Source organism: Candidatus Njordibacter sp. Uisw_002 (assembly GCF_047730155.1).
In the GTDB taxonomy this organism is placed as follows: Bacteria; Pseudomonadota; Gammaproteobacteria; order Pseudomonadales; family Balneatricaceae; genus Njordibacter.
Map to the genome: position 1 here is coordinate 1,653,154 of NZ_CP159832.1, position 24,040 is coordinate 1,677,193.

Here is a 24,040-nt window from a genome sequence, read left to right on the forward strand (position 1 = left end):
TTTTTCTTTCTACTTTCTTCTTTCAAATTAGTCGCCGTAGGGCGTCCAAATATTTTTCACTTGTGTAGCTTGGCGTAAAAATTCTACGCCTTCACTCTGGTTGGGATCAAGCCAGTCTCGATCTAACTCTGAATGAGTCCACATGCGCTTTAAATCTGTTGCACTTGTTTGCTCTGTTTGTTTATTAACACTGGCGCTTGCCCAACACCACATCGCTTCAATTTCGCCATGGCCTGCAAGATGATTAGCAAGCTCTGCTTTTTGGCCTGCAATAATATTCACCACACCTGCTGGCACATCAGATGTTTCTAGCACTTGCACAAGCTCCAATGCGATACTTGGATACAGCTCACTGGCCACCAATACCACCCGATTACCCATGGCAATAGCAGGTGCCATAAGCGCTATAGTAGAAATTAATGGCTGCTCATTAGGCGCTACTAACCCTATCACTCCCACCGCTTCAGGCAAAGCCAATGTAACACCACGGTAAGGTGCGTTGTGCACTGCCCCATCGTATTTATCTGCCCATGCAGCGTAGGTGAAAAGACAGCTCAAAGATGCTTCAAATTCGGCTTTAGCTTTGGCTAAATTATAGCCACACACTTTTTGTAAGCGCTCTAGCCATTCGTTTTCTCGCTGGGCTAAATTTTCGGCTAAAAAGTAAATCACCTGCGCCCGTGCATGGCCACTTTGCTGTGCCCAAGCCGATGCCTTTAAAGCACCTGAAACACCATTGCGAATATCTTTACGGCTGCCCACACCCACCATGGCAGCCACACTGCCATCATAGTTATAGGTAGTTTGACTATGGCCTGAATCTGGCCTCACCTGCTTACCTGCGATATAAAATTTTAATGTGCGATCGATAGAGGACACTTTAAGCGCAGTTTTTGAGGGTGCATTGGCAACTGAAGAGCCTTTCATAGAGGTTAGGCCTGTGGGTGTTAAATATTCATATAACCCTTCTTTACCACCTTCGCGCCCAAAGCCAGATTCTTTAACTCCACCAAAGCCACACGCTGCATCAAATTGATTGTGGTTATTGACCCACACCACACCCGCTTTAATCTTAGGTGCCACATCCATAGCGCGATTAATATTTTCACTCCACACACTAGCTGCTAAGCCATAGCGGCTATTATTGGCTAGCTCCACCGCCTCGGCTTGGGTTCTAAAGGTCATAGACACTAGCACAGGGCCAAAGATCTCTTCTTGTACCAAGGGATGGCTGGTATCTATGTCTGTAATTAATGTGGGTGGATAATAATTTTTTTGCCCATCCTCATCTTGAACTTGATAGATGTCACCGCCAGATTTGAGCCCTTGGCTGACTAATTGACTCACCCTATTATATTGCTCTTGGCTTACTAGGCTACCCACATCAATCGACTTGTCTAGTGGCGAACCTGTGCGCAGCTGCTGCATGCGTAGCTTCAACTTATCGTACAATTTATCAGCCACTGGAGCATGCACTAATAATCTTGAGCCGGCGCAGCATACTTCGCCTTGGTTAAACCAAATAGAGTCTACAAGGCCTTCAACAGCGGCATCTAGGTCTGCGTCTTCAAATACAATAAAGGCAGATTTTCCACCTAATTCCAAGGTTAGTTTTTTACCTTGGCCTGCTGTTGCTAACCGAATCGCTGCGCCCACTGCAGTAGACCCTGTAAAGGCTACTTTATCTACACCATCATGGGCAGCAAGGGTAGCACCGGTATCACCTGCACCATTAATAATATTTACCACACCATTTGGCACCCCAGACTCTTGGCAAATTTGCGCAAACAGCATGGCTGTTAAGGGGGTTTGTTCTGCGGGTTTAATCACAATGGTGTTGCCCATTGCAATGGCTGGAGCCACTTTCCATGACAGCATCAACAAAGGGAAATTCCATGGGATAATTTGTGCGGCTACACCTACTGGCCCATGGTTTGGAAAGGTTTCATCTTGCAGTTTTGCCCATCCAGCATGGTGGTATAGGTGGCGAATAGCTAAAGGAATATCAGCGTCTCTACTTTCACGAATGGGTTTGCCATTGTCTAAGGTTTCTAGCACCGCAGCCAAACGTGCATATTTTTGTAAATTACGCGCTAAGGCATAGAGTATTTTGGCACGACCAAATCCACCTATCGCCCACCAGCTTGGCTGAGCTTTGCGCGCACAGCTAATCGCTTTGTCTACCTGTTCACTGCTGGCCACTTCAATCTGTGCCAATAGGTCTGAGGTAGCTGGGTTATATACATCTATTACTGGTGCATCAGTTTGGCTTACAAACTCACCATTAATATAATGGCCAAAACGACGCTGATTTTTCTGCAGCCACTCTTGGGCTTGGCTATCACTTTCTAGTGCTTGGCTATAATTTAGCTGCTCAAATTCTTGTGTTAACGTCATTTTTGTCATCTTTTTGTTAGTGGTCATGGTCATTATTTGCCCGGGTTACGCTAAATTTACGCCAAAGCGTGTCGGTAAGCTGCTGAGTAGTAGCCACTTGCATAATGATCTAGCTGTCTTTCTATATCACCCAGTAAACTTGAGGCACCAAAACGAAATAAGTCAGGTTCTAGCCAGCGCCGCCCTAGCTCTTCTTGCATCATGGTCATATAAAGCAGCGCAGTTTTGGTGTTACTCACTCCACCTGCCGGCTTAAAACCGATATAAAAACCTGTCAGTTGGTAATACTCACGGATCATGCGCACCATTACCAAACTTACAGGTAAGGTGGCATTTTCTATTTCTTTACCCGTGGAGGTTTTAATAAAGTCGGCCCCTGCCATCATACAAACCATAGACGCTTTGGCTACGTTGGCTAAGTTGCCCAGCTCACCTGTAGCTAAAATAGTCTTTAAATGGGCACTGCCACAGGCTTTGCGGAAAGATTTAACCTCATCATATAAGGCTTGCCAATTACCTTCCAAAACATGCCTGCGACTAATAACAATGTCTATTTCATCAGCCCCTGCAGCTACTGAATATTCTATCTCTGCAATACGCAGCGGCAATGGCGACAGACCCGCTGGAAAACCTGTAGAAACCGCTGCCAAGTGGATACCTGAACCTGTAAGGCTTATAGATGCTGTGCCAAGCATTTCGTGATACACGCATATTGCGGCAGTCGTTAAGTTGAGTTTTTCAATACCCAAATGTTTCTTTAACTGGGCCCCGATTGGTTTTTTAGCCTTACTACACAAACGCTTTACACGATCTTGGGTATCATCACCAGACAAGGTGGTAAGGTCCATCAAAGTAATCGCTTTGAGTAACCATGCGGCCTGCTGTTGCTTTTTAATACTACGTCGAGTGCCATAGTGCGCGCAGCGGCGCTCTACAGCACTTTTGTTAACTCTAATGCTATTAAGGTGCTGTAAATTTAAAGCAATACCAGGATTACGTAATAAGCCGCCCTGATGGCCTACTTGCTGCTCAGTAGGCTTAACCAAGCTTATAGTTGGTTGTGTATCACCTTTTATAGATGCGTTTGTAGGCACGTGCGTTGCCATTTATTTATTCTCCATCAAAGAAACTAATTTTTCAGCGGTCGCTTCACCCATGACAACATCTGTCACCAAACCAGAACGCAGCGCTCCAAGTAAGGCCAACTCTTTGCCTAGCCCACCAGCTACTGCCACCACGCGTTTGCCTGCCATTTCTGCAGCTGTAATACCTAAACCATGGCCGTTAAGCGGATGGTCAACCAAGTGTCCTGAAATATCATAAAAACTGCCAATCAAGTCACATACGGCCCCGGCTGTTCGCAGCGCTTCTAGGTCATACTCAGTCACTAAACCCACACTTTTTAAGTAATGATTAGTTTGAAGTCCACCTATACCCACGGCATATACGTTGGCATTGCGCGCTAAATTTAAACTAAATTGCACACTTGCTTGGGCCATCAACATTTTATGTTCTGCATCATCGCGAGCCAAATAAGGCACCGGCATAAAGTAGCCTTCACCGCCTGTGCGCTCAACAAAATGTTGCACTACATCTAGCCGGTTAGTTGAAAATTTACGCGTAAAACTGCCAGAAACAGAAGCAAAGGTGAGATCTGGACGATTAATTTTAGGAAGCTTTTCTGCTAAGGCTGAAAGGGATCGTCCTTTACCAATGCCCACACATGAAGCGTTGGGTAATTGATTAAGAAGGTTATAGAAAAAGCGTGCGGCGCCAGCACCCACTTCGTTAAAATCATCTTCGTTGTCGCCTGCATGGAGATGCTCTGACGGCGCAACTAAACAAGAAAGTAGGTTAAATTTTTTGGCTAGTTGCTCTTCCAGTGCAATGCAGTGAGCAGGCTCACCTTCGATAAATATTTTTACCATGCCTTGCTGCTGCGCAAGTTGAATAAGCCTATGCGCTTTAACGGGCGACACGCCCAACCGTTTAGCCACTTCGCCTTGAGTGTAACCGCCTATAAATGACAGCCAAGCAGCTCGTGTAGCTAGGTCTAATTGCTGGGTATCGGTGTCTTGTTTTGTATGTTTAGTACTCATAGTGAAAAATATTACACCATGTGTAAAATTTATACCAGAGTTTTATTTACAAACAATACCACTGCCGCCCAAGCGAGATTCAACCAATTTTACCCATAAGCTTGCACCGATAGGAATTAAGGCATCATTAAAATCATAGCTTGGATTATGCAGCATACACGGCCCTAGCCCATGACCTGCATCACGATGGTCACCCTCACCATTGCCCAAGGCAAAATAGCACCCCGGCTTTTCTTGTAAAAAGAAACTAAAGTCTTCTGACCCCATCGTTGGTGTAAAGTTAATGACTTTATCTTCACCTAATAGTTGTGTGGCCACCTCGCGCACGTGCTGGGCCTGAGGGGCATGGTTGATGGTGGCTGGATAGGATCTTTCAAACACAAACTGGCTTTCACAACTAAATGCTGAACATAAGTCTTGTGATATTTTTTCCATGCGTTGTTCAACCGCTTGCAACACCTCTTCAGAGAAACATCGTACCGTACCTTCAATCATACAACTATCAGCTATAATGTTAGTGGCATCACCACAGTGAATTTTGGTAACCGACAACACCACACTATCCAGTGGGTTAATATTGCGAGTAACAATCGACTGCAACCCTTGCACCAGCTGACAAGCTACCAACAATGGGTCTGCACCCAAGTGCGGCATTGCGGCATGGGCGCCTTTGCCCACTACTTTAATTTCAAACTCACTTGCCGAAGCCATCATGGCGCCGTCAACAATAGCCACTACCCCTTCTGGGTAACCTGGCCAGTTATGGTAGCCATAAATTTCATCAATTGAGAAACGTTCAAACAAGCCGTCGTCAATCATGGCTTGCGCCCCTGCACCACCTTCTTCGGCAGGCTGAAAGACTAAATAAACCGTACCGCAAAAATCACGATTTTTTGCCAGATAACCTGCAGCACAAAGTAGTGTGGCGGTGTGGCCATCATGGCCACAGGCATGCATCTTGCCTGCATATTGACTCACATGATCAAACTTGTTGTGTTCTTGTAGCGGTAAGGCATCCATGTCTGCCCTAAGCGCAATGCCAGCGCCTAGCTTTAGACCTTTAATCACACCCACAACACCAGTAACGCCTATGTTTTTATGCACTTCAATGCCCATTTCAATCAGCTTGTCAGACACAACTTTTGCAGTGCGGTGTTCGGTGTAGCACAATTCTGGGTGGGCGTGAATATCACGTCGAATGGTTTTAAAGGTGTCCGCTTCTGCAACGATAGGGGCCAGCAGTGTCATACAGGTGCCTCAAGTTCTTAACTGTTCTAAAGTAAATAATGGCAGCATTGTTTAGGTGCACAAACCATTTAGCTAAAGGAGCATAGCTTATTTATAGGGTGAGTCAATAGTAGACGTTTAGTCGCATATGCGTTGGCTCATATATTAATCGCTATTAGGAATAATGGGGCCAAAATACACCATTTATAACCAGTCTTTAAGTTGCGCCAACAGGTATCTTTCTTTAAAGTAACCTGCTTATCATGCTTACTACTGAGCAAAAGCTAATGTCAGTTTATTGAGAAAAAAATGCCCTTAGCGACTGAAAAAGCGACGTTAGCTGCGACAACTCTACCCATAGAAGAGGTGTTGCCGGCACTATGTGAAGCGCTAGAAAATCGCCATGAAGTGGTACTTATTGCGCCACCAGGGGCAGGTAAAACTACACGCGTACCTTTAGCTATACTGCAAGCCCCATGGCTTGGCCAACAGAAAATACTCCTGATCGAACCTCGCCGCATTGCTACCCTTGCCACGGCGCAATTTTTATCAAAAAGCCTGCAAAAACCCTGTGGCGACACGGTCGGTTATCGCATGCGTTTGGACACCAAAGTAAGTGCTAATACGCGCATTGAGGTGATCACTCATGGTGTTTTACTGCGCATGTTGCAAACAGACCCAAGCCTTGAAGGAGTGGGTGCTGTAATTTTTGATGAATTTCATGAGCGTAGCTTAGATGGTGACCTAAGTTTGGCCATGTGTTTGCAAGGCCGTGAATTACTGCGTGATGAAACGCCTTTAAAGCTCATTGTGATGTCGGCTACTTTAGATGCGCAAAGTGTGAGCCAATTACTAGATAACGCGCCTATTATAATTAGCCAAGGCCGAGCGTTTCCTGTAGCTACTCATTACGTAGGCTCAGCCCCAAGTAATGGGCGCATTGACTTCGCCCTTTATGACACGCTTTATCATACTCTTGCTCAAGCACTCATAGATCATCAAGGCAGCGTACTGGTATTTTTACCAGGTCGGGGTGAAATTAGCCGAGCTCAAGAGCATTTGGCGAGTTTATGCTCAAGTAACGTCAAACTATTTGCTCTTTACGGTGAGTTACCCATGGAGCAGCAACAACTGGCCATTAGCCCCGCAGCCAAAGGGCACCGAAAAATTGTTTTAGCCACCAATATTGCCGAAACCAGCCTCACCATTGAAGGTATAGACTGCGTGATTGACTTAGGCTTATCTCGCCAAATGGCCTATGACACCCGCACTGGGCTGAGCCGTTTAAAAACAGTGAAAGTGTCACGTTCACAAGCCACTCAACGCGCTGGCCGAGCCGGTCGCCTAAGTGCTGGCACCTGTTACCGCTTATGGAATGAAAGCCAGCATCAAGGCCTTGCTCCCCATGCCACGGTAGAAATAAAGCAAGCCGATTTAACTAACTTGTGCCTGCAGTTACACGCCTTTGGCTGCGTAGACCCTAATGAAATGAAGTGGATGGACTTCCCTCCTCAAGGCCCATGGAAAAAAGCAGAGCAACTGCTTGTAAAGCTTGGCGCCTTAACGCCCAAAGGCCAAGGGTTTATTATTACTGATCATGGCAAAAAAATAAGTCAGTTACCTTTATCCCCACGCCTTGGGCATTTATTACTTATTGCTAAAAGCTATAACGCACTCTTATTAGGTTGTCAGCTAGTGGCACTGCTAAGCGAAAAAGACCCATTAAAGGAAGCTTCAAACAAAGATTACGACTTGATGTTGAGAGTCCATTGGCTTAATAACAAACAACCCATCCAGCACAACCTAAAAGGCCTTCACCTTAGAATCACCAAACAGGCCAAACGTTTGCTAAGCCAGATGCCACAAACCAAAGTGGTGCCGATAAACCACCCATATAATCCTAGCCAATTGGCGGCTATTTTCGTCGCCCATGCATGGCCAGAACGAATAGCCAAGCAAACATCAGATCCAAAACAATACAAACTTGCCAACGGCAAGCGCGTGGCCTGCCAGCAACCCCATGCAGGAGCTGCTTGGCTAGCTATTGCTAGCACTATTGGTTTTGAGGCCACATCAACACAGGCAACCCAGCGACTTTGCCTAGCAGTAGATTTACCTATTAATTTGTTTGCAGGCCCCCTTGAACACCTTACCCATGCTCACACACAAATACACTGGCATGAACAACATGACCGTCTTATTGCTCAACGCCATACCCAAGTGGGGCAAATTCTAATGGATACACAAAGAATTAAGACCATTGATCCCCAAGATAAAATTGACGCTATTTGTCATCATTTAGCTCAGATGGAGTTGTTGCCACTAAACTGGGATAAGGACACCCTCAACTGGCAAGCTAAGGTGGCGTTATTGCATCAAACTTATCCGCACAGCTCTAGCACACCAAACCCTTGGCCTGATGTATCCACGCCTGCATTAATAACAAGCCTGCCCACTTGGCTTGGACCATTTTTAGATAAAGTCACCCATGCTCAAGACCTTAAGCGACTCAATTTAAAACAAATATTATCCAACCTTTTACCTTGGCCTTTACCCAATCAGCTAGAGCAACTTGCACCTGCTCGCTTTACAGTGCCTTCTGGCAATGCCCATGGCATCGATTACAGCCAAAAACCACCGGTATTGGCTGTAAAATTACAAGAGCTATTTGGCATGCAAAAGCCACCAAGTGTGGGTTATGGCACAGCATTGCAAGTGCATTTATTATCCCCTGGTGGACAAATATTACAGGTGACCCAAGACCTAGCTAATTTTTGGCAAACTAGCTACACAGAAGTTAAAAAAGAAATGAAAGGGCGTTACCCAAGACACCCTTGGCCAGATGACCCTACCCAAGCATTGGCCACTGCTAAAACGAACCGTGCTTTGCGTAGAACTTAAATCGTAAAGCGCAAGCTAGGTTATGTCGCCATCTTGACGACCGGCTGCTATGAGCTCGTGACCTGCTTCTTCTGGCTCATCATCTAAAATATCAGCTGGAAAACCCTGGCCTAATACTTTAACACCCATAGGCTCTTCATAACGCCTGATGATATTGGGCGATTTTTCCCGTGGCCCAAAGTCATCTTGGGCTTGAGTAAAGATATCTACTAACAAAGGTGCCAAGTCTAACTTCATGCCTTCTCTTTGGGTGAGGGTGTTAAAAAGGCCAACGTCTTTTAGCACAAGGTCTAACGTGAAATTAATTTCTCGTGAACCATTTAGAATAACCTGTGATTCTGTTTCGTGAACAAAAGACGTGCCAGAAGAGGCCTTAATAGCCTCGTAACTTACGTTCATGTCTAAATCCATCACGTTACAAGCGGTTAATGCTTCACCTAAAGCCACTAAATGCGCTGTGGCTAAGTAATTAGTCACCACTTTAAGCTTTGAGGCCGTGCCTAAAGCACCTGTGTGTAACACCCGCCTGCCCAAGGTAGTGAGCACGGGTAAGGCGCGCTCGAATGCAGCTCGAGAACAACCTGCAAAAATAGAAATATTACCTGTATCTGCACGGTGGCAACCACCAGACACCGGGCAGTCTACAGGCTCTGCTCCTTTGGCTTTAACCAGTGCGCCAATGCGGCGTATTTCGCTTTCATCTGTGGTGGACATCTCTAGCCATATCTTACCTTCAGACAAACCTGCAATCACACCCTCAGCCAAGTCACTGCCCTCCATTACAGCAGAACAAGCTGCAGGCGATGGTAGACAGGTAATGATAATGTCACTTTGCTGTGCAAGTTGTTTTGGGGAATCGGCACTGGTTGCTCCACGTGCTACAAAATCAGCCACAAATTCATCATTAAGGTCACGCACAACAACGTCATAGCCGTTGCGTAATAAACTACCTGCCAACTTACTGCCTACATTACCTAACCCTACAAAACCTATTTTCATTTTTATTAACCTGTGTAGTTAAGACTTTAATTTTTATTGTTCAAAATATTTTAACGATAGCCTGCGATAGCTTTTACTTCTTGGAATTCATGGAGTCCAAAAGCAGCATATTCACGCCCATTGCCCGATTGTTTATAACCACCAAAAGGCATGCAGTATTCCAAATCAGCCATATTAATATGCACTGTGCCAGCACGTAATCTGCGCGCCACCCGGTGTGCCTTAGCCATATCTTGGGTAGACACATAAGCGCCCAAGCCGTATGGACTATCATTAGCAATAGTGATCGCTTGTGCTTCATCTTTAAAAGGAATCAAGACTAAAACGGGGCCAAAAATTTCTTCTTGAGCAACGGCCATCGCATTATTCACATCCCCAAAAAGTGTAGGTTTAACGTAATAACCTTGCTCAAAACCTAAGGGTTTATTTACACCACCAGACAACAAAGTAGCGCCTTCATCGATACCTACTTGGATAAGAGCTTGTACTTTATGCCAGTGTGCTTGAGAGATTACTGGGCCCAAATGATCACCTTGTCGTTGCGGATCACCTAAGGCAATGTTGTTTACGCTAGCTCTAGCTAGCTCAGCCACTTGGTCATATACACTGGCCTCAATCAACATACGTGTTGGGGCATCGCAACTTTGGCCACTATTAAGCATGCATGCTTGCACACCTAGCTCTACTTGTTCTGCAAGGTTGGCATCAGCAAATATAATATTGGCAGATTTGCCGCCTAACTCTTGGCTCATTCGCTTCACACTGGTCGCTGCAGATTTAGCGATCGCCACACCTGCGCGGGTAGACCCTGTAAAAGACACCATGTCTACTAATGGGTGGCTGGTCAGATAATCGCCAATATCTGCCCCTGTGCCATGAATCATATTAAACACGCCACTGGGAATACCCGCTTCATGCACACATTGCGCAAATAGTTGGGCTGACATAGGCGTAAGCTCACTGGGTTTTAGCACCATAGTGCAACCTGCAAGCAATGCTGGAATCACTTTGCAAACAATTTGGTTAACTGGCCAGTTCCAAGGGGTGATAAGCACACATACGCCAATGGGCTCTTTTACCAATTGACCATGGTCGCCGATAGGCTCATCTAACAGTGCCTCTTTAGCTGCCACCAAGTTGGCCTGCGTATGCCCTACTCCCGTTTCGGTTTGTATGTCATAAGACATGGACGCAGGCGCTCCCATCTCTTGGGTAATGGCGTTAGCGATGGTTTGGTAGCGTTTTTCATAGGCTACTAGAAATGCCTCCACCATTACTATGCGTTGTTGCAATGTAGTTTGGCTCCACCGGTCAAACGCTTTAGCTGCACTGTCAACCGCTGCATCTACATCCATGTTATTAGCAAGGCACACACTGGCAAAGGCGTTTTGTGTTGCTGGGTTAATCACAGGTAAAACTTGTGTGCTTGTTTGTGGCTTACACCACTGTCCATTAATATAGAACAGCAAATTGGTGGTAGTGGAATTCTTCTTAGGCGAGAGGGACATATAAAAGCTCAGTATTAAACAGACAGGAGGCAGTGTATCTATACACACAGGCTAGCTTCTTATCAAAAACAGACAGATATACTACGGATATATACAAGCTCACACTTTTAAACTGGTTCAGTATCAGGCCTATTAAAAAAAATAAAGAGAGTTCCATGCAAGGAATTAAAGACAAGAAAGTATTGATCACCGCAGGCGCTGCAGGTTTGGGTAAAGCCACAGCTATTGCCATGATGAATGCAGGTGCAAAAGTACACGTGTGTGACATTGATACCCAAGCACTGGCTGCTTTAAAGCAGGCCTACCCCATGATATCAAGTAGTGTAACTAACGTGGCCAAACCGGATGAAGTGACACAAATGTTTGCTCAATTAGAGCAGACGTTTGCCGGTGAATTAGATTTTTTAGTTAATAACGCAGGTACTTCCGGGCCTGCAGGCCCAATAGAAACTCTAGATATTGACGCATGGAAAGCCACTTTTGATGTGAATTTACATGGCACTTTTTATGTATCCAAGCACGCCATACCGCTACTCAAAAAACATGGCGGCGCTATTATGAATTTATCCTCTACTGCAGGTTTGTATGGCTACCCCATGCGCAGCCCCTACGCCTGTGCTAAGTGGGCTATTGTAGGGCTCACCAAAACCATGGCAATGGAGCTAGGGCCATTTAACGTGAGAGTCAACTGCATGTGCCCAGGCGCTGTCAATGGCGAGCGCATGGATCGGGTCATCAGCAGCATCGCACAGGCTACGGGTGAAAGCTTAGAAAAAGTGCGCCACGACAATGTTAAAAACACGTCTATGTCTACATTTGTTGATGCCCAAGACATTGCCAATATGATTGTATTTAGCTTTAGTGACTTGGGCGCTAAAATCTCTGGTCAAAGCCTTACTGTCGATGGTGATACCCATAGCCTAGCCACTTACATTTGATTATAACGATAATGAACACGATAACTTTTTAATATTAGTGTGTATAAAAAAATCTATCATGTTGATTTCATTTGTAATAGTTAAAGTGGCGTCAATACAAAAAAACACCTTTTATTGACACTAGCTTACCTATTTGCGTCAAATTTGTTGCAATGGGGTTGTTTCGCAACAGTGTTTAACGTTACTTTAGATGTTCGCTATGTGATCCTTCTGGGAGAAAGTAAATATGATCTCCACACAAGGCTCACATTATCTTTTCTCAATAATAAAAGAGCGCCCCCTATGACTGGTGAAACACCACTTGTACGCTTTGAAAACATTCAAAAAAGCTACGATGGCGAAACCCTCGTCGTTAAAGATTTCAATTTAGATGTTGCCCCTGGTGAATTTGTCACCATGCTTGGGCCATCAGGTTCTGGCAAAACCACCTGTTTAATGATGTTGGCAGGCTTTGAACCTGCTACCCAAGGTGAGATTTACCTAAAAGGCAAAGTGATCAACAATGTACCGCCTTACAAGCGAGGCATTGGTATGGTATTCCAAAACTACGCCTTATTCCCTCACATGACTGTGGCCGAAAACTTAGCCTTCCCTTTAGAAGTGCGAAAGATTCCTAAAGCTGAGCGTGAAGAACGTGTCAAAAAAGCTCTAGATATGGTTCAACTAGGCGCCTTTGGTGGCCGTCGCCCTATGCAGCTTTCAGGTGGTCAACAACAACGTGTGGCCGTAGCCCGATCTTTAATTTTTGATCCAGACCTAGTGTTGATGGATGAGCCTTTAGGTGCATTGGACAAAAACTTACGTGAACAAATGCAATATGAAATTAAGCATTTGCATGAACAGCTTGGCCTAACCGTGGTATATGTTACTCACGACCAAACTGAAGCATTGACCATGTCAAACCGCATTGCGGTATTTGAAGACGGTATCGTGCAACAGTGCGCTGCACCAGCAGACCTATACGAAAAGCCACAAAATGCCTTCGTTGCCAACTTTATCGGTGAAAACAACCGTTTGATGGGCAAAGTAACTGCCATCAGTGGGGATAAGGTAGATATATTAAGCGACAACGGCGATGTCCTTGTAGCGACGAAAATTAACGTGCACGCTGTAGGCGATCGCACCACGGTTTCATTGCGTCCTGAGCGGGTTTTTGTTAACCCAGAAGCCAGCAGCGTAGACAACTTATTTTCAGCCAGGGTAGAAGAGTTAATCTACCATGGTGATCATATCCGCACTCGGTTTACTGTTTGCGGACACGACGATTTTATCGTCAAAGTTCCTAACTCAACCGCTAATAGCTTATTGCAAGAAGGCAATACAGTGCCGATCGGTTGGAAGATGGAGGATTGCTTGGCGCTTGATGCATAATTTTTTATATGCGCATTAACGCCTAGCTGAATTGTTGCAACAATTCTTAATAACAAAAACTTGGAGAAATACACAATGAACAAGCTTGTAAACAAGACCTTGATCGCCGCAGCAGTTGCTACCACCATGATGTCCGGTAGTGCTTATGCAGGTAGTCATTCAGAGTCTATCACTGTAGTATCTTGGGGCGGCGCTTATACTAAGTCACAAGTAGAGGCTTACCATAAGCCTTGGATGGAAGCGACGGGTAACAGCATCGTATCTGAAGACTTTAACGGCGGCTTAGCCGAAATTAAAGCACAAGTAGAAGCTGGTAACGTTACTTGGAACGTAGTGGACGTTGAGCTTTCTGACGCAGTTCGTGGTTGTGACGAGGGCATCCTAGAAGTAATGGATCACTCAACATTGCCAGACGGCGACAACGGCGTTCCAGCTTCTGAAGATTTCCTTCCTGGTGCTCTAATGGAATGTGCTGTAGGTAACATCGTATGGTCTACTGTATTCATTCATGATGAAAGCAAGATCCAAGGTGTTGATGGCCTTACAGACTTCTTTGACCTGAACAAATTCCCTGGCAAACGTGGTTTACGTAAAGGTGCTAAGCCTAACCTAGAATTCGCTCTTATGGCTGACGGTGTTGAGCCAGAAGACGTATACGAATTGTTGTCTACAGATGCGGGTATTGACCGTGCATTTGCTAAGTTAGACACCATTAAAGATTCTACAGTCTGGTGGGAATCAGGCGCACAGCCACCACAGCTATTAGCTGACGGCGAAGTGACTATGACTACTGCCTACAACGGCCGCGTATTTAACGCAATTGCCTCTGAAGGCAAGCCATTTGTCATCAACTGGGACGGCCAGATTTGGGACTTGGATCTTTGGGTTATTCCTAAAGGTGCTCCAAACCAAGAAGCCACAATGGACTTCGTTAAGTTCTCTACTGGCACAAAACCTCTTGCAGACCAAGCTAGCTGGATCCCTTACGGTCCTCTACGTAAGTCTTCATTTGGCCTAGTAGGCACTTTCCACAATAATGCAGAAATTGATATGGGCGTTCACATGCCTACTGCTCCTGATAACTTCAAGCGCGCTTTACAGAACGACTTTGAGTTTTGGGCAGATAACTCAGACCAGTTAAACGAGCGTTTCAACGCTTGGTTAACTAAGTAAGTCATCCGACTTACCTCCTAGGGCGAGCCTAAATTTAGGCTCGCCCTATTTCTATTTATTTCTAGATACCTCACTGTTTATGACTACTGCGAATCCATCTATAGATCAAACCGATACTCTGCCATTGAAGCAGAAGCTGGCTAAAACCACGGCTATTCAACGAAGGCGTGCATTTTTACTAACCTTGCCGTTAGTATTGTTTTTGCTTATTAGTTTTGTCTTCCCTATTGGTCAAATGCTGTTTAACAGTATCCATAACGACAAGGTGTCTGGGGTAGTGCCCAAGTTTGCCGTTGCTATCCAGAGCTGGGATGGGCAAGGTTTACCTTCGGAAGAAATTTTTGAGATTTTTGTCAAAGATTTAGCCATTGCTAAAAAAGTACGTGAAGTTGGCCGTACAGCAGGCAACATGGCCACCCGCATTAACTACGAGCTGCCAGGTAGCAGGAGCCTGTTTACCAAGTCTGCCCGAAAAGTAGGCAAGATTACTGAAGGGCCCTATAAAGAAGCCCTTATAAAAATTGATAAAAAATGGGCCAATCCACAAGTTTGGCTTACTTTACAACGCGCCTCCCATGACATTTCACCGTCTTTTTATATCGCTGCGATGGACATGAAATATGACGAAGCTGGTAAAATAGTTAAAGCCGATGAGTTGTATCAAATTTACTTAAATAACTTTGTTAAAACCATGTGGTTGGCTGCGCTTATTACCTTTATCTGTGTGCTACTGGCCTACCCAGTTGCATACTTACTGGCCATTTTGCCCCTGCGTCAGTCTAACTTATTGATGATTATGGTGTTGCTACCTTTTTGGACTTCACTTTTAGTGCGTACCACCGCTTGGATCGCTATATTGCAAACTGAAGGTGTGATCAACGACCTGTTAGTTTATTTTGGTGTAATTGGTGAGGATGGTCGTATACAAATGATCTACAACCAAACGGGCACCATTATTGCTATGGTACATATTTTATTGCCATTTATGGTTTTGCCTCTATATTCGGTTATGAAAACCATTCAGCCTTCTTACATGCGTGCTGCCCTATCTATGGGTTCTAAGCCATTTAACGCCTATCGTCGTGTGTATTTTCCACTAACCATACCTGGCCTTGCTGCTGGAACCTTATTGGTGTTTATTTTGGCTATTGGTTACTACATTACGCCGGCTTTAGTAGGTGGACAAGATGGACTGTTGATCTCTAATCTTATTGCATATCATATTCAAAAATCTCTTAACTGGAGCTTAGGTGCTGCATTGGGCACCATGTTGTTAGTGGTTGTTTTGATATTTTACTGGGTTTACAACCGGTTGATTGGCATAGACAAACTAAAGTTCGGTTAAGGCATAATTGAGACACTCACATGATTAATTCTTTAAAAAAACAGATTAAAAACAAAGGCCGAGCCTATGCATACTTAGCTATATGCACAGTATTGGTAGTGTTAATTACAGGCACTGCAAAAGCTGCTGTTGGGTTTTTATTGATCTTTGGCATTCCATTATTTTTTATGGAAAAAATGCCAGCATACGCCACCTTAGGTGAGCGCTTTACCCGTTATATGTTTTTGGTGATTACAGCGAGTGTATTGGTGTTTTTGATTGCCCCTGTGCTGATCATTATGCCTTTGTCGTTTAATGCAGAGCCTTATTTTACCTTTACCGATGGTATGCTCAACTTTGACTCTGATGCCTACTCTATTCGTTGGTACTTAGATATTTTACACAACGGCATGAAAGACCCTGCTGCCACGGTAGGCTGGTGGTCAGACATGTGGAACAATGCTCAGTGGATACGTGCAACACGAAACTCGTTCTTCATTGCTACGGTGTCTGCTCTTATCGCAACTTTTTTAGGCACACTAGCTGCACTAGGCTTATCACGCCCAGAAATGCCCCAACGAGCATTGATTACCAGCTTGCTCATCTCGCCTATGATCGTACCTTTGGTTATTACCGCAACAGGCATGTTCTTTTTCTATTCTTCTATAGGCATCGCTAAAACCTACACAGGCGTTATATTGGCTCACGTCACATTGGGTGTGCCTTTTGTCATTATCACAGTGACAGCCACGTTGAGCGGCTTTGACATGAGTTTGGTAAGAGCCTCACAAAACATGGGAGCCAATGGCTGGACTACATTTCGCCGTATCATAATGCCTTTGATTTTACCGGGTATGATTTCTGGCGCTTTGTTTGCCTTTATTACTTCATTAGATGAAGTAGTAGCGGTGCTGTTTATAGCCGACGTAGAGCAACGCACCATTCCTCGTCAAATGTTTTCCGGTATACGTGAACAGATCTCCCCTACTATCTTGGCAGTGGCCAGCATCTTAGTAGTGATGTCAATAATGCTGCTCACCGTGTTAGAGCTATTGCGCCGTCGCAGTGAAAGGCTACGTGGCATGTCCCCAGGTTAAGTTATACACTTAAGCAGGGAAAAAACAAAAAGGCTCCTCTAAGTGGAGTCTTTTTTTTAGTTTTAATTTAATTTTTATTGATGCGGTTAAACCCATGAACAAACCCTTACATATTGGTCTTTTACTGTGCCACAGCTTTGAAGATATTTTAGACACTGTGGGTGGGCTAGATTATTCTGCCATATTTAGACAACAGCTTTTGGCAGTAGACCCTAACATTAAATTTTCAGACTTTAGTGTGCATGAGGGAGAGTTTCCAAAATCTGTAGACCAATGTGATGTGTGGCTAGTAAACGGCAGCCCTGAAGGCGTGTATGACGACATCCCTTGGATTCACACGCTAAGTGATTTTATCAAGCAGCTTGATACTGCTAAAAAACCCACCGTAGGCATTTGTTTTGGGCATCAGCTTATGGCGCAAGTGCTGGGGGGTAAGGTAGAGCTAAGTGGCAAGGGCTGGGGCATTGGGCTATCTCACAACACCATTGTGGCAGACACCGCCTACATGCAGCCTAAAACGTCTAAAATAGACGTTATGGTGTTTCACCAAGACCAAGTTGTGCAGTTGCCAAGTGGCTCAAAAGTGTTAGCAAAAAGTGACTTTTGCCCAAACTATATGGTGGAATATAACCCACACATGTTGGGCATTCAGGGGCACCCTGAGTTTACTGCAAAAATGATAGAAGGTATTTTGTCCTACGAAACCTATGCACAACACCCCACCTTAAGGGCGCAAGGTATGGCTAACCTTGAAGGCCACCCTGATATGCAGCTATTATTTGGGTGGATGGTTAACTTCTATCGTCAAGCGGCACATCCTGCTAAGTATTTATAAAATTAGCGAATTTCAAAAGTTAGACTAGCCCAGTAGCTTTCCCAGTCTATATTGGGTTGTTCAGAGCGTATCATTTCAACTGTGTGAAGCAACCAAACTCCCTTGTGCGCCAACGGTATGGTGGCATAGCCCTTTGCGTCAGTGCGCAAACTAAGATCGAATTCGGGTTTATTTTTTATTTTTCCATGTAGCAATAAGTTTGCCGCTGGCTTTTGCTTAAAGGTCAGTTGAACACGTAAATCGTCTCCCTTTGATAGCTCATAGGGGTTTTGTAGTGGGCTTATGTTCAACGGATGATCAAAATCATAGTTATAAAAATTATGTTCATTCTTATCGCCTACTTTAATGATTGCCTTAACATTACGATAGAAGAGCTCAAAGCCATTTTTTTCACTTTCATTGAGCTGATCACGATATTTTATAATTTTTTCTAAGCCTTCTTGTTTTAGGTACTGTGTGAACTTTTCTGGCTTTAAAGTAACGGATTTTTTCATGCTTTCATAACCAATAGCATAAATTCCAGGTGTTTTAATACTTACATACCCTGCTGGATCACGCCCCAATTCGCCACCCACAGGCTTTAACCCATCACTTGTTATGGCGTCAAACTGTCGATACCAAGCAGGAATGTTAGGCAGTGATTGACCGTCCATTTGCTGGCCAACATTGATAGTAATTTCTGTCGTTCGGTCGGTTTTTTGGTAGAATGGTTGAGCTTCTAACCAAAATTCGTGGGCCCGAATAACCGTACTACTGGTCACAAGAATGCTAAAAAATAAAAAGGTGATCGGTTTCATGATTCTTTTTCGATTAATGTTAGTCACGTTCAGCCTATTACTGTTAGCTCAAAGCGCCAAGGCACACCAAATGCGCCCTGCGATAGTAGACTTAGAGTTTACCCAAAACGCTTCTGTAAAGGTACACATTCAAACAAATATAGAAAGCCTTATTGCAGGCATCGATTCAAGCCATGACGATACCGATGACTCACCCCAGACGCAGCGTTACAACCAGCTACGCGCATTGTCTGCGCAGCAGTTAAGTAATGAGTTTGAATTACTTGAAGAATCTATTATATCTGAGCTTAGCTTGGCGTTTGATGGGGTTAAGAGTGATTTATCATTAGTTAAACTCAACATTCCCACCATAGGTAACTTAGACAAATCACGCTTATCTAATATTCATTTATTGGCGTTAATTCCAAGTCCAAATGATGACCAACAACAGGTTACTTGGCAGTATCCAAAAAAGTTTGGCAACAATATTGCCCACTTCTACTATGATAAAACGCCACACGAAAAAACATCTCATTGGTTGACCAAAGGTGCAATGAGCCCTCCATTTGAATTAAACACAACTTATGTTACCAAACCGTTTATTCAGGTGACTGTTGAATATGCCGTTTTAGGTTTTGAACATATTGTGCCCAAGGGTTTAGATCATATTCTCTTTGTATTGGGGCTATTTTTACTCAGTGTTAGGCTGCGCCCTTTATTATTGCAAGTCACAGCATTCACTCTAGCGCACAGCATAACTTTAGGCTTAACGATTTATGGCGTTATTAGCCTGTCACCTAGTATCGTTGAACCTTTGATTGCCCTATCCATTGTTGCAGTTGGTATTGAAAACATCTTTGTTAAGACGGTCAAAATAAGGCGCGTGGTGGTGGTCTTTTTGTTTGGCTTATTGCATGGCATGGGCTTTGCTGGGGTGTTAAACCAGCTTGGGCTACCCGAGTCAGACTTTGCAACAGCACTGGTATTTTTTAATGTTGGCGTTGAAGTTGGACAATTATCGGTTATTGCTGCTGCCTTTTTGTGCGTCTTTTGGATAATAAAAAGTCAGCAGCTTTATCGTCAATGGGTAGTGATCCCAGTCTCAATTCTAATCTCACTGATTGGGCTTTTTTGGACCTATGAGCGCCTCTTTTTGTAGCTAAAACTAAGCCACCAAGTGGACACCCAGCATAATAAGTAGTGCCAAATTAGCAACAAAACCCACGATAAAGAAATAACTACGAGGGCTAGGATTAGCTTCTGTTGCCACCACATAATACAAGCCCATGTGGAGTATGCGTGCAATGGCATACACCCACACCAGCATACCCAGCCAATATGCATCCATGCCAGTTAGCATAGCCAACATAGCTGGACCAAACACCATCAATAAGTTTTCGTGTGAGTTTAAGAAGGTGCGATGGCTTCTAAAGACAAAAGACTCATGACTTAGTTTTTCGTCAATAATCCCTGGTACATAGTGCTTTTGTTTGCGGTGTGCTACAGATGCCACCATAGCCTGTACAAAAACAGTGGTTAGCATGAGCCAAAGGCCCCAAATGGCAAATGAATAAGTCGCTAGCATGATGTTCTCTTTAGGTTAGATAAGGTGATAATCAAAATCATGATCATCATATAAGATTAATGTTCAGTTTAACTTAACCAAGCTGTGCGGTTGGCACGCCACTGGTTAATCGGGCTGATTCATACTCAAAGCCATGGCTTCTGCTATTTTAATACCATCAATGGCTGCCGACATAATACCACCTGCATACCCTGCACCTTCTCCTGCGGGGTACAGGCCTTGAGTATTGATGCTTTGCATATCTGGCCCACGTTTAATACAAATAGGCGCAGAGGTGCGTGTTTCCACCCCCGTGAGCAGGGCATCAGCTAAAGCAAAGCCCTTTACCTTGCGGTTAAACACGGGAATAGCTTCACGAATCGCATCAATACAAAAATCTGGCAAAGCATCAGCTAAGTCTGTGAGCTTAATACCTGGCTTATAAGAGGGCTCTACAGCGCCCAACTTCTGTGAAGACTTGCCCTGCATAAAGTCACCTACTCTTTGTGCAGGAGCGTCGTAGTTTTCGCCACCTAATTGATAGGCTTTACGCTCTAGCTGTCTTTGTAGCTCTATACCCGCCAGTGCGTCGCCTGGATAATCTGAGGGGTCTATGCCTACCACAATAGCACTATTGGCATTACGCTCTGCACGTGAGTACTGACTCATACCGTTGGTGACTACTTGATGAGGCTCAGAAGCGGCTGCCACCACGGTGCCACCTGGGCACATACAAAAGCTATAGACACTGCGGCCATTATCGCAGTGATGCACAAGCTTATAGTCTGCTGCACCCAAAATCTCATTGCCTGCATTCTTACCAAAGCGGGCTTCATCTATAGCAGATTGGGGATGCTCTATACGAAACCCTATGGAAAACGGTTTGGCTTCTATATACACCTTTTTATCAAACAACATCTTAAAGGTGTCTCGAGCACTGTGGCCTATGGCCAAAGCCACGTGTTTAGAGTGAATCACTTCACCATCGGCCAAAGTAACGCCCGTGATCTGGCCCTGTTCAATATGCACGTCATCTACTCGCACATCAAATCTAACCTCACCACCTAGCTCTTCAATTTGCGCGCGCATTTTTTCGACCATCGACACCAACCTAAAGGTACCTATGTGGGGCTTGCTTACAAATAATATTTCTTCTGGAGCACCGGCAGCTACAAATTCAGCGAGCACTTTGCGGCTGTAGTGATTAGGGTCTTTTACTTGGGTGTATAACTTGCCATCAGAAAACGTGCCCGCACCGCCCTCACCAAACTGTACATTGGATTCGGTATTTAAAATCTTTTTACGCCAAAAACCAAAGGTGTCTTTGGTGCGTTGGCGCACTGCAGCTCCACGCTCTAAAATAATAGGTTTATAACCCATTTGAGCAAGCACTAACCCTGCTAACAAACCACACGGGCCAAATCCAATGACTAAGGGGCGTTGCTGGCTTGCAGGTGCAGTAGTTTGAGCATGGGCCACAAATTTGTAGCTCATGTCTGGGCTAGGTTTAATCAGTTGATCGCCCGTGAAAGTGGCCAACAAAGTTTCATTTTGAGTGGTATTTACATCTAGGGTATAAATAAGCACGATGTTAGTTTTCTTACGTGCGTCATAACCTCTTCGATGCACTACAAAGTCCAACATATCATCTTGCTGGATCGATAAACGCGCCAAAATAGCGTCATTCAACGCTTGATCATCGTGATCAAGTGGTAGCTGTAGATTAGTAATGCGTATCATCAAGGTTTCCAAAACAAAATGGGGTGGCGGCTTAAAGCTCTATATAGCCGCCCATTTTACCTAACTATGATACTATTGTCTGTTTAGTGGAGCTGTGTTTTGCTTCTATATTATTATGCTACGCATCTACGGGCATCTGGTAGGTTATCCAGTGTGTTCTTTGAGACAGCTTATCGTAAACACCACGGCCTCTGTAGTTGTTGTCGGCGGTAATCCAGCGCATAAATGGCCAGCCTTTGTCTTTGGCACTGCGATTGAGCGCTTCATACAAAGCCTCTACAACGCCATTACCCCTGCCTTTTGGCTCTACAAAAAGATCATCCAAAAACCCAACCATTTTACCCCTTAGTGGTGAAGGCATGGCGCGATAATGCATGAAACCCACACATTGGCCAGTCTCATCTTTAGCCAATAAACAATAAAACCCATGATCGACATCCATAATCCATGCCCAAACATTATCCAGAATTTCTTGATTCATAGGCACTTTATAAAACGTTGCATAGCCATAATAAAGGGCTTCCCACTGGGCTTTATCCTTTAAGGTAGGTGCTGATATATGGATACTCATAGAGACCTCTTGGGTAATTTAGTTATTAAAACAATGTTAATCACCAGTGCCTAGCCCGTGTTTTTTCATATAGCGGGCTAATTGATTGGCATCAACCTGTGCAGAGTGTTCAAGGGCATGATAAACACCTGATTGGTCGTCTTTTGTTCTTTGTTGCCCAAGCTTTAGCTTGCACTGGATAGAAGACAATGGCACCTTAAACCCCACAATACCAGATAACAACTTATCTCTATATTCATTAGTGATAATGCTTCGATCTACAAGCAATGCAGGCTCGTATTGACGCACCACTTCTTCCACCACAGCGAGGGTTTGTTCACCATCTAATAAGGCCACTGTACCCACAGCATGCACCGCTGCATAATTCCAAGTAGGCACAGCAGGTGCATGGGCATACCAAGATGGAGAGATATAACTATGAGGGCCAGAAAAAATAACCAACACCTCTTGGCCTTCTAGCCCTTTCCAATGGGGGTTGGCTTTAGCAAAATGACTATAAAGCACCCCATACTCACCTTCATTGCGGTGTAATACCATAGGAATGTGAGTGCCCTCTAAAGCGCCAGACACCAAAACACCAAAACCAAACTCATCGATTAAATCGTGAGCCTTCGTGATGTCTTGGGTTTTAATATTGTTGGGTATATACATCTGGGCCTCTTAATTGCGCACATTGTAACCAGCTAAGGTGTCTATTAAACTAGGTGTGCATTACCTTAGCAAGACACGAGATTGGGAAATTAAATTATTCTTAATTTTAATTTTAATGCTGTAAACGGAGCTTTTTATCAATGGCTAAAGAATGTGTAATATTACTTCATGGTATGGCCCGCTCAGATCGATCCATGAAAACCATGGAAGCAGCCCTTAGTGCACAAGGCTACGCTGTAGTTAACTATGCCTACCCTTCTACTGATTATGATATAGAAACCATTGCTAAAGAGCATATTGCCAAGGCCATTGCCCAGTGTCAGCCTTCAACCAAAGTAAATTTTGTTACACACTCCCTTGGCAGTATTATTTTGCGTAAATATTTAAGTGAACATACCATGCGCACATTAGGTCGTGTGGTGATGCTTGGGCCACCCAATAAAGGCAGTGAAGTAGTAGATAGGCTTAAAAATGTACCCGGCTTTAAACTCATTAATGGCCCTTCAGGCATGCAGCTGGGCACACAACACGACAGTGTGCCTAATTCACTGGGCGGTGTTGATTATCCCGTTGGCGTGATCGCAGGTAGTTCAACAGTTAACCCAATACTTTCCCTAATGCTGCCTAAACCTAATGATGGCAAGGTTTCGGTAGAGAGTACAAAGTTGGAGGGTATGAGTGACCATATAGTAGTGCCAGTTTCTCACCCTTTTCTAATGAAAAATAAAGACGTTATACGCCAAGTAAAGGCTTTCTTAAACACAGGGGAATTTTTTCGTAAGTAATTCAAACCCATGTGTGTTTTTGATTAGGCATTTGCATTAGCCATCAAGAAGGTTTAAAAAAACCACGACAAGCAGTCTAAACTT

General features: G+C 44.4%; 20 protein-coding genes. 9 read left to right on the forward strand and 11 right to left on the reverse strand.

Going from position 1 to position 24,040, the window contains the following annotated elements:
* Positions 1-27: 27 nt before the first annotated feature.
* Genes ABXT42_RS07885 through ABXT42_RS07900 form a run of 4 tightly spaced genes read right to left on the reverse strand, consistent with a single transcriptional unit; the run spans position 28 to position 5,744 of the window.
* Entirely contained in the window at positions 28-2,397 is a 2,370-nt protein-coding gene (locus tag ABXT42_RS07885) for an aldehyde dehydrogenase family protein (RefSeq protein WP_443627600.1), read from the reverse strand.
* 56 nt (positions 2,398-2,453) lie between these two features.
* On the reverse strand, positions 2,454-3,503 hold the full coding sequence (gene deoC / locus ABXT42_RS07890) for a deoxyribose-phosphate aldolase (RefSeq protein ID WP_443627601.1): 1,050 nt from the start codon (positions 3,501-3,503) through the stop codon (positions 2,454-2,456).
* Positions 3,504-4,496 carry a sugar-binding transcriptional regulator gene (locus ABXT42_RS07895; protein ID WP_443627602.1) on the reverse strand — a complete coding sequence of 331 codons (993 nt, stop codon included), beginning with the start codon at positions 4,494-4,496 and terminating at the stop codon, positions 3,504-3,506. It abuts the gene before it with no gap.
* A gap of 42 nt (positions 4,497-4,538) precedes the next feature.
* A complete protein-coding gene (locus tag ABXT42_RS07900) occupies positions 4,539-5,744 on the reverse strand; it encodes a M20 aminoacylase family protein (RefSeq protein ID WP_443627603.1) in 1,206 nt (401 codons plus the stop codon).
* Positions 5,745-6,032: 288 nt separating this feature from the next.
* Between ABXT42_RS07900 and hrpB the strand changes: the two genes are divergently transcribed.
* Positions 6,033-8,624, forward strand: a complete 2,592-nt coding sequence (hrpB, locus tag ABXT42_RS07905) for an ATP-dependent helicase HrpB (RefSeq protein ID WP_443627604.1) — start codon at positions 6,033-6,035, stop codon at positions 8,622-8,624.
* Positions 8,625-8,639: 15 nt separating this feature from the next.
* On the opposite strand, the gene ABXT42_RS07910 is transcribed toward hrpB, so the two are convergent.
* Together ABXT42_RS07910 and ABXT42_RS07915 are read right to left on the reverse strand one after the other, a co-directional pair.
* The gene (locus tag ABXT42_RS07910; protein ID WP_443627605.1) at positions 8,640-9,623 is read right to left on the reverse strand and encodes an NAD(P)-dependent oxidoreductase; all 984 of its coding nucleotides are present in this window, start codon (positions 9,621-9,623) and stop codon (positions 8,640-8,642) included.
* Positions 9,624-9,673: 50 nt separating this feature from the next.
* Positions 9,674-11,131: an aldehyde dehydrogenase family protein gene (locus ABXT42_RS07915; protein WP_443627606.1), complete on the reverse strand. Its 1,458-nt coding sequence runs from the start codon at positions 11,129-11,131 to the stop codon at positions 9,674-9,676.
* 155 nt (positions 11,132-11,286) lie between these two features.
* On the opposite strand from ABXT42_RS07915, the gene ABXT42_RS07920 reads away from it, so the two are divergent.
* From ABXT42_RS07920 to ABXT42_RS07945, 6 genes are all read left to right on the forward strand, one after another.
* Positions 11,287-12,069, forward strand: coding sequence for an SDR family oxidoreductase (locus ABXT42_RS07920; RefSeq protein ID WP_443627607.1), 783 nt, complete (start codon positions 11,287-11,289; stop codon positions 12,067-12,069).
* Positions 12,070-12,351: 282 nt separating this feature from the next.
* Positions 12,352-13,440 carry an ABC transporter ATP-binding protein gene (locus ABXT42_RS07925; protein WP_443627608.1) on the forward strand — a complete coding sequence of 363 codons (1,089 nt, stop codon included), beginning with the start codon at positions 12,352-12,354 and terminating at the stop codon, positions 13,438-13,440.
* Between the two features lie 75 nt (positions 13,441-13,515).
* Positions 13,516-14,613, forward strand: coding sequence for an ABC transporter substrate-binding protein (locus ABXT42_RS07930; protein ID WP_443627609.1), 1,098 nt, complete (start codon positions 13,516-13,518; stop codon positions 14,611-14,613).
* A 79-nt stretch (positions 14,614-14,692) separates the two neighbouring features.
* Positions 14,693-15,958 (forward strand): ABC transporter permease, encoded by a 1,266-nt coding sequence (locus tag ABXT42_RS07935; protein WP_443627610.1) that lies wholly within the window; start codon positions 14,693-14,695, stop codon positions 15,956-15,958.
* A gap of 20 nt (positions 15,959-15,978) precedes the next feature.
* Positions 15,979-17,034, forward strand: a complete 1,056-nt coding sequence (locus tag ABXT42_RS07940) for an ABC transporter permease (protein WP_443627611.1) — start codon at positions 15,979-15,981, stop codon at positions 17,032-17,034.
* A gap of 94 nt (positions 17,035-17,128) precedes the next feature.
* The gene (locus ABXT42_RS07945; RefSeq protein WP_443627613.1) at positions 17,129-17,869 is read left to right on the forward strand and encodes a type 1 glutamine amidotransferase; all 741 of its coding nucleotides are present in this window, start codon (positions 17,129-17,131) and stop codon (positions 17,867-17,869) included.
* A gap of 2 nt (positions 17,870-17,871) precedes the next feature.
* Here ABXT42_RS07945 and ABXT42_RS07950 read toward each other — a convergent pair whose 3' ends face one another.
* Positions 17,872-18,666 (reverse strand): DUF4198 domain-containing protein, encoded by a 795-nt coding sequence (locus ABXT42_RS07950; RefSeq protein ID WP_443627614.1) that lies wholly within the window; start codon positions 18,664-18,666, stop codon positions 17,872-17,874.
* Between ABXT42_RS07950 and ABXT42_RS07955 the strand changes: the two genes are divergently transcribed.
* The gene (locus ABXT42_RS07955; RefSeq protein WP_443627615.1) at positions 18,665-19,804 is read left to right on the forward strand and encodes a HupE/UreJ family protein; all 1,140 of its coding nucleotides are present in this window, start codon (positions 18,665-18,667) and stop codon (positions 19,802-19,804) included. The genes ABXT42_RS07950 and ABXT42_RS07955 overlap by 2 nt on opposite strands.
* Before the next feature lie 6 nt (positions 19,805-19,810).
* On the opposite strand, the gene ABXT42_RS07960 is transcribed toward ABXT42_RS07955, so the two are convergent.
* The 4 genes from ABXT42_RS07960 to ABXT42_RS07975 form a co-directional block, all read right to left on the reverse strand.
* Entirely contained in the window at positions 19,811-20,230 is a 420-nt protein-coding gene (locus tag ABXT42_RS07960) for an MAPEG family protein (protein WP_443627616.1), read from the reverse strand.
* A gap of 105 nt (positions 20,231-20,335) precedes the next feature.
* Positions 20,336-21,949: an NAD(P)/FAD-dependent oxidoreductase gene (locus ABXT42_RS07965; protein ID WP_443627617.1), complete on the reverse strand. Its 1,614-nt coding sequence runs from the start codon at positions 21,947-21,949 to the stop codon at positions 20,336-20,338.
* A 118-nt stretch (positions 21,950-22,067) separates the two neighbouring features.
* Positions 22,068-22,520 carry a GNAT family N-acetyltransferase gene (locus ABXT42_RS07970; protein WP_443627618.1) on the reverse strand — a complete coding sequence of 151 codons (453 nt, stop codon included), beginning with the start codon at positions 22,518-22,520 and terminating at the stop codon, positions 22,068-22,070.
* A gap of 36 nt (positions 22,521-22,556) precedes the next feature.
* Positions 22,557-23,171: an FMN-binding negative transcriptional regulator gene (locus ABXT42_RS07975; RefSeq protein ID WP_443627619.1), complete on the reverse strand. Its 615-nt coding sequence runs from the start codon at positions 23,169-23,171 to the stop codon at positions 22,557-22,559.
* 140 nt (positions 23,172-23,311) lie between these two features.
* On the opposite strand from ABXT42_RS07975, the gene ABXT42_RS07980 reads away from it, so the two are divergent.
* Positions 23,312-23,956: an esterase/lipase family protein gene (locus tag ABXT42_RS07980; RefSeq protein ID WP_443627620.1), complete on the forward strand. Its 645-nt coding sequence runs from the start codon at positions 23,312-23,314 to the stop codon at positions 23,954-23,956.
* The last annotated feature ends 84 nt before the right edge of the window (positions 23,957-24,040 follow it).

What these genes read in the sequence shown, in the direction of transcription:
- ABXT42_RS07945 (WP_443627613.1), top strand. Translation starts at nt 17,129, where the DNA reads ATGAACAAACCCTTACATATTGGTCTTTTACTGTGCCACAGCTTTGAA.
- ABXT42_RS07935 (WP_443627610.1), top strand. Translation starts at nt 14,693, where the DNA reads ATGACTACTGCGAATCCATCTATAGATCAAACCGATACTCTGCCATTG.
- ABXT42_RS07910 (WP_443627605.1), bottom strand. Translation starts at nt 9,623, where the DNA reads ATGAAAATAGGTTTTGTAGGGTTAGGTAATGTAGGCAGTAAGTTGGCA.
- ABXT42_RS07930 (WP_443627609.1), top strand. Translation starts at nt 13,516, where the DNA reads ATGAACAAGCTTGTAAACAAGACCTTGATCGCCGCAGCAGTTGCTACC.
- ABXT42_RS07965 (WP_443627617.1), bottom strand. Translation starts at nt 21,949, where the DNA reads ATGATACGCATTACTAATCTACAGCTACCACTTGATCACGATGATCAA.
- ABXT42_RS07950 (WP_443627614.1), bottom strand. Translation starts at nt 18,666, where the DNA reads ATGAAACCGATCACCTTTTTATTTTTTAGCATTCTTGTGACCAGTAGT.
- ABXT42_RS07885 (WP_443627600.1), bottom strand. Translation starts at nt 2,397, where the DNA reads ATGACGTTAACACAAGAATTTGAGCAGCTAAATTATAGCCAAGCACTA.
- ABXT42_RS07925 (WP_443627608.1), top strand. Translation starts at nt 12,352, where the DNA reads ATGACTGGTGAAACACCACTTGTACGCTTTGAAAACATTCAAAAAAGC.
- ABXT42_RS07895 (WP_443627602.1), bottom strand. Translation starts at nt 4,496, where the DNA reads ATGAGTACTAAACATACAAAACAAGACACCGATACCCAGCAATTAGAC.
- ABXT42_RS07975 (WP_443627619.1), bottom strand. Translation starts at nt 23,171, where the DNA reads ATGTATATACCCAACAATATTAAAACCCAAGACATCACGAAGGCTCAC.
- ABXT42_RS07920 (WP_443627607.1), top strand. Translation starts at nt 11,287, where the DNA reads ATGCAAGGAATTAAAGACAAGAAAGTATTGATCACCGCAGGCGCTGCA.
- deoC (WP_443627601.1), bottom strand. Translation starts at nt 3,503, where the DNA reads ATGGCAACGCACGTGCCTACAAACGCATCTATAAAAGGTGATACACAA.
- ABXT42_RS07970 (WP_443627618.1), bottom strand. Translation starts at nt 22,520, where the DNA reads ATGAGTATCCATATATCAGCACCTACCTTAAAGGATAAAGCCCAGTGG.
- ABXT42_RS07915 (WP_443627606.1), bottom strand. Translation starts at nt 11,131, where the DNA reads ATGTCCCTCTCGCCTAAGAAGAATTCCACTACCACCAATTTGCTGTTC.
- hrpB (WP_443627604.1), top strand. Translation starts at nt 6,033, where the DNA reads ATGCCCTTAGCGACTGAAAAAGCGACGTTAGCTGCGACAACTCTACCC.
- ABXT42_RS07960 (WP_443627616.1), bottom strand. Translation starts at nt 20,230, where the DNA reads ATGCTAGCGACTTATTCATTTGCCATTTGGGGCCTTTGGCTCATGCTA.
- ABXT42_RS07980 (WP_443627620.1), top strand. Translation starts at nt 23,312, where the DNA reads ATGGCTAAAGAATGTGTAATATTACTTCATGGTATGGCCCGCTCAGAT.
- ABXT42_RS07940 (WP_443627611.1), top strand. Translation starts at nt 15,979, where the DNA reads ATGATTAATTCTTTAAAAAAACAGATTAAAAACAAAGGCCGAGCCTAT.
- ABXT42_RS07955 (WP_443627615.1), top strand. Translation starts at nt 18,665, where the DNA reads ATGATTCTTTTTCGATTAATGTTAGTCACGTTCAGCCTATTACTGTTA.
- ABXT42_RS07900 (WP_443627603.1), bottom strand. Translation starts at nt 5,744, where the DNA reads ATGACACTGCTGGCCCCTATCGTTGCAGAAGCGGACACCTTTAAAACC.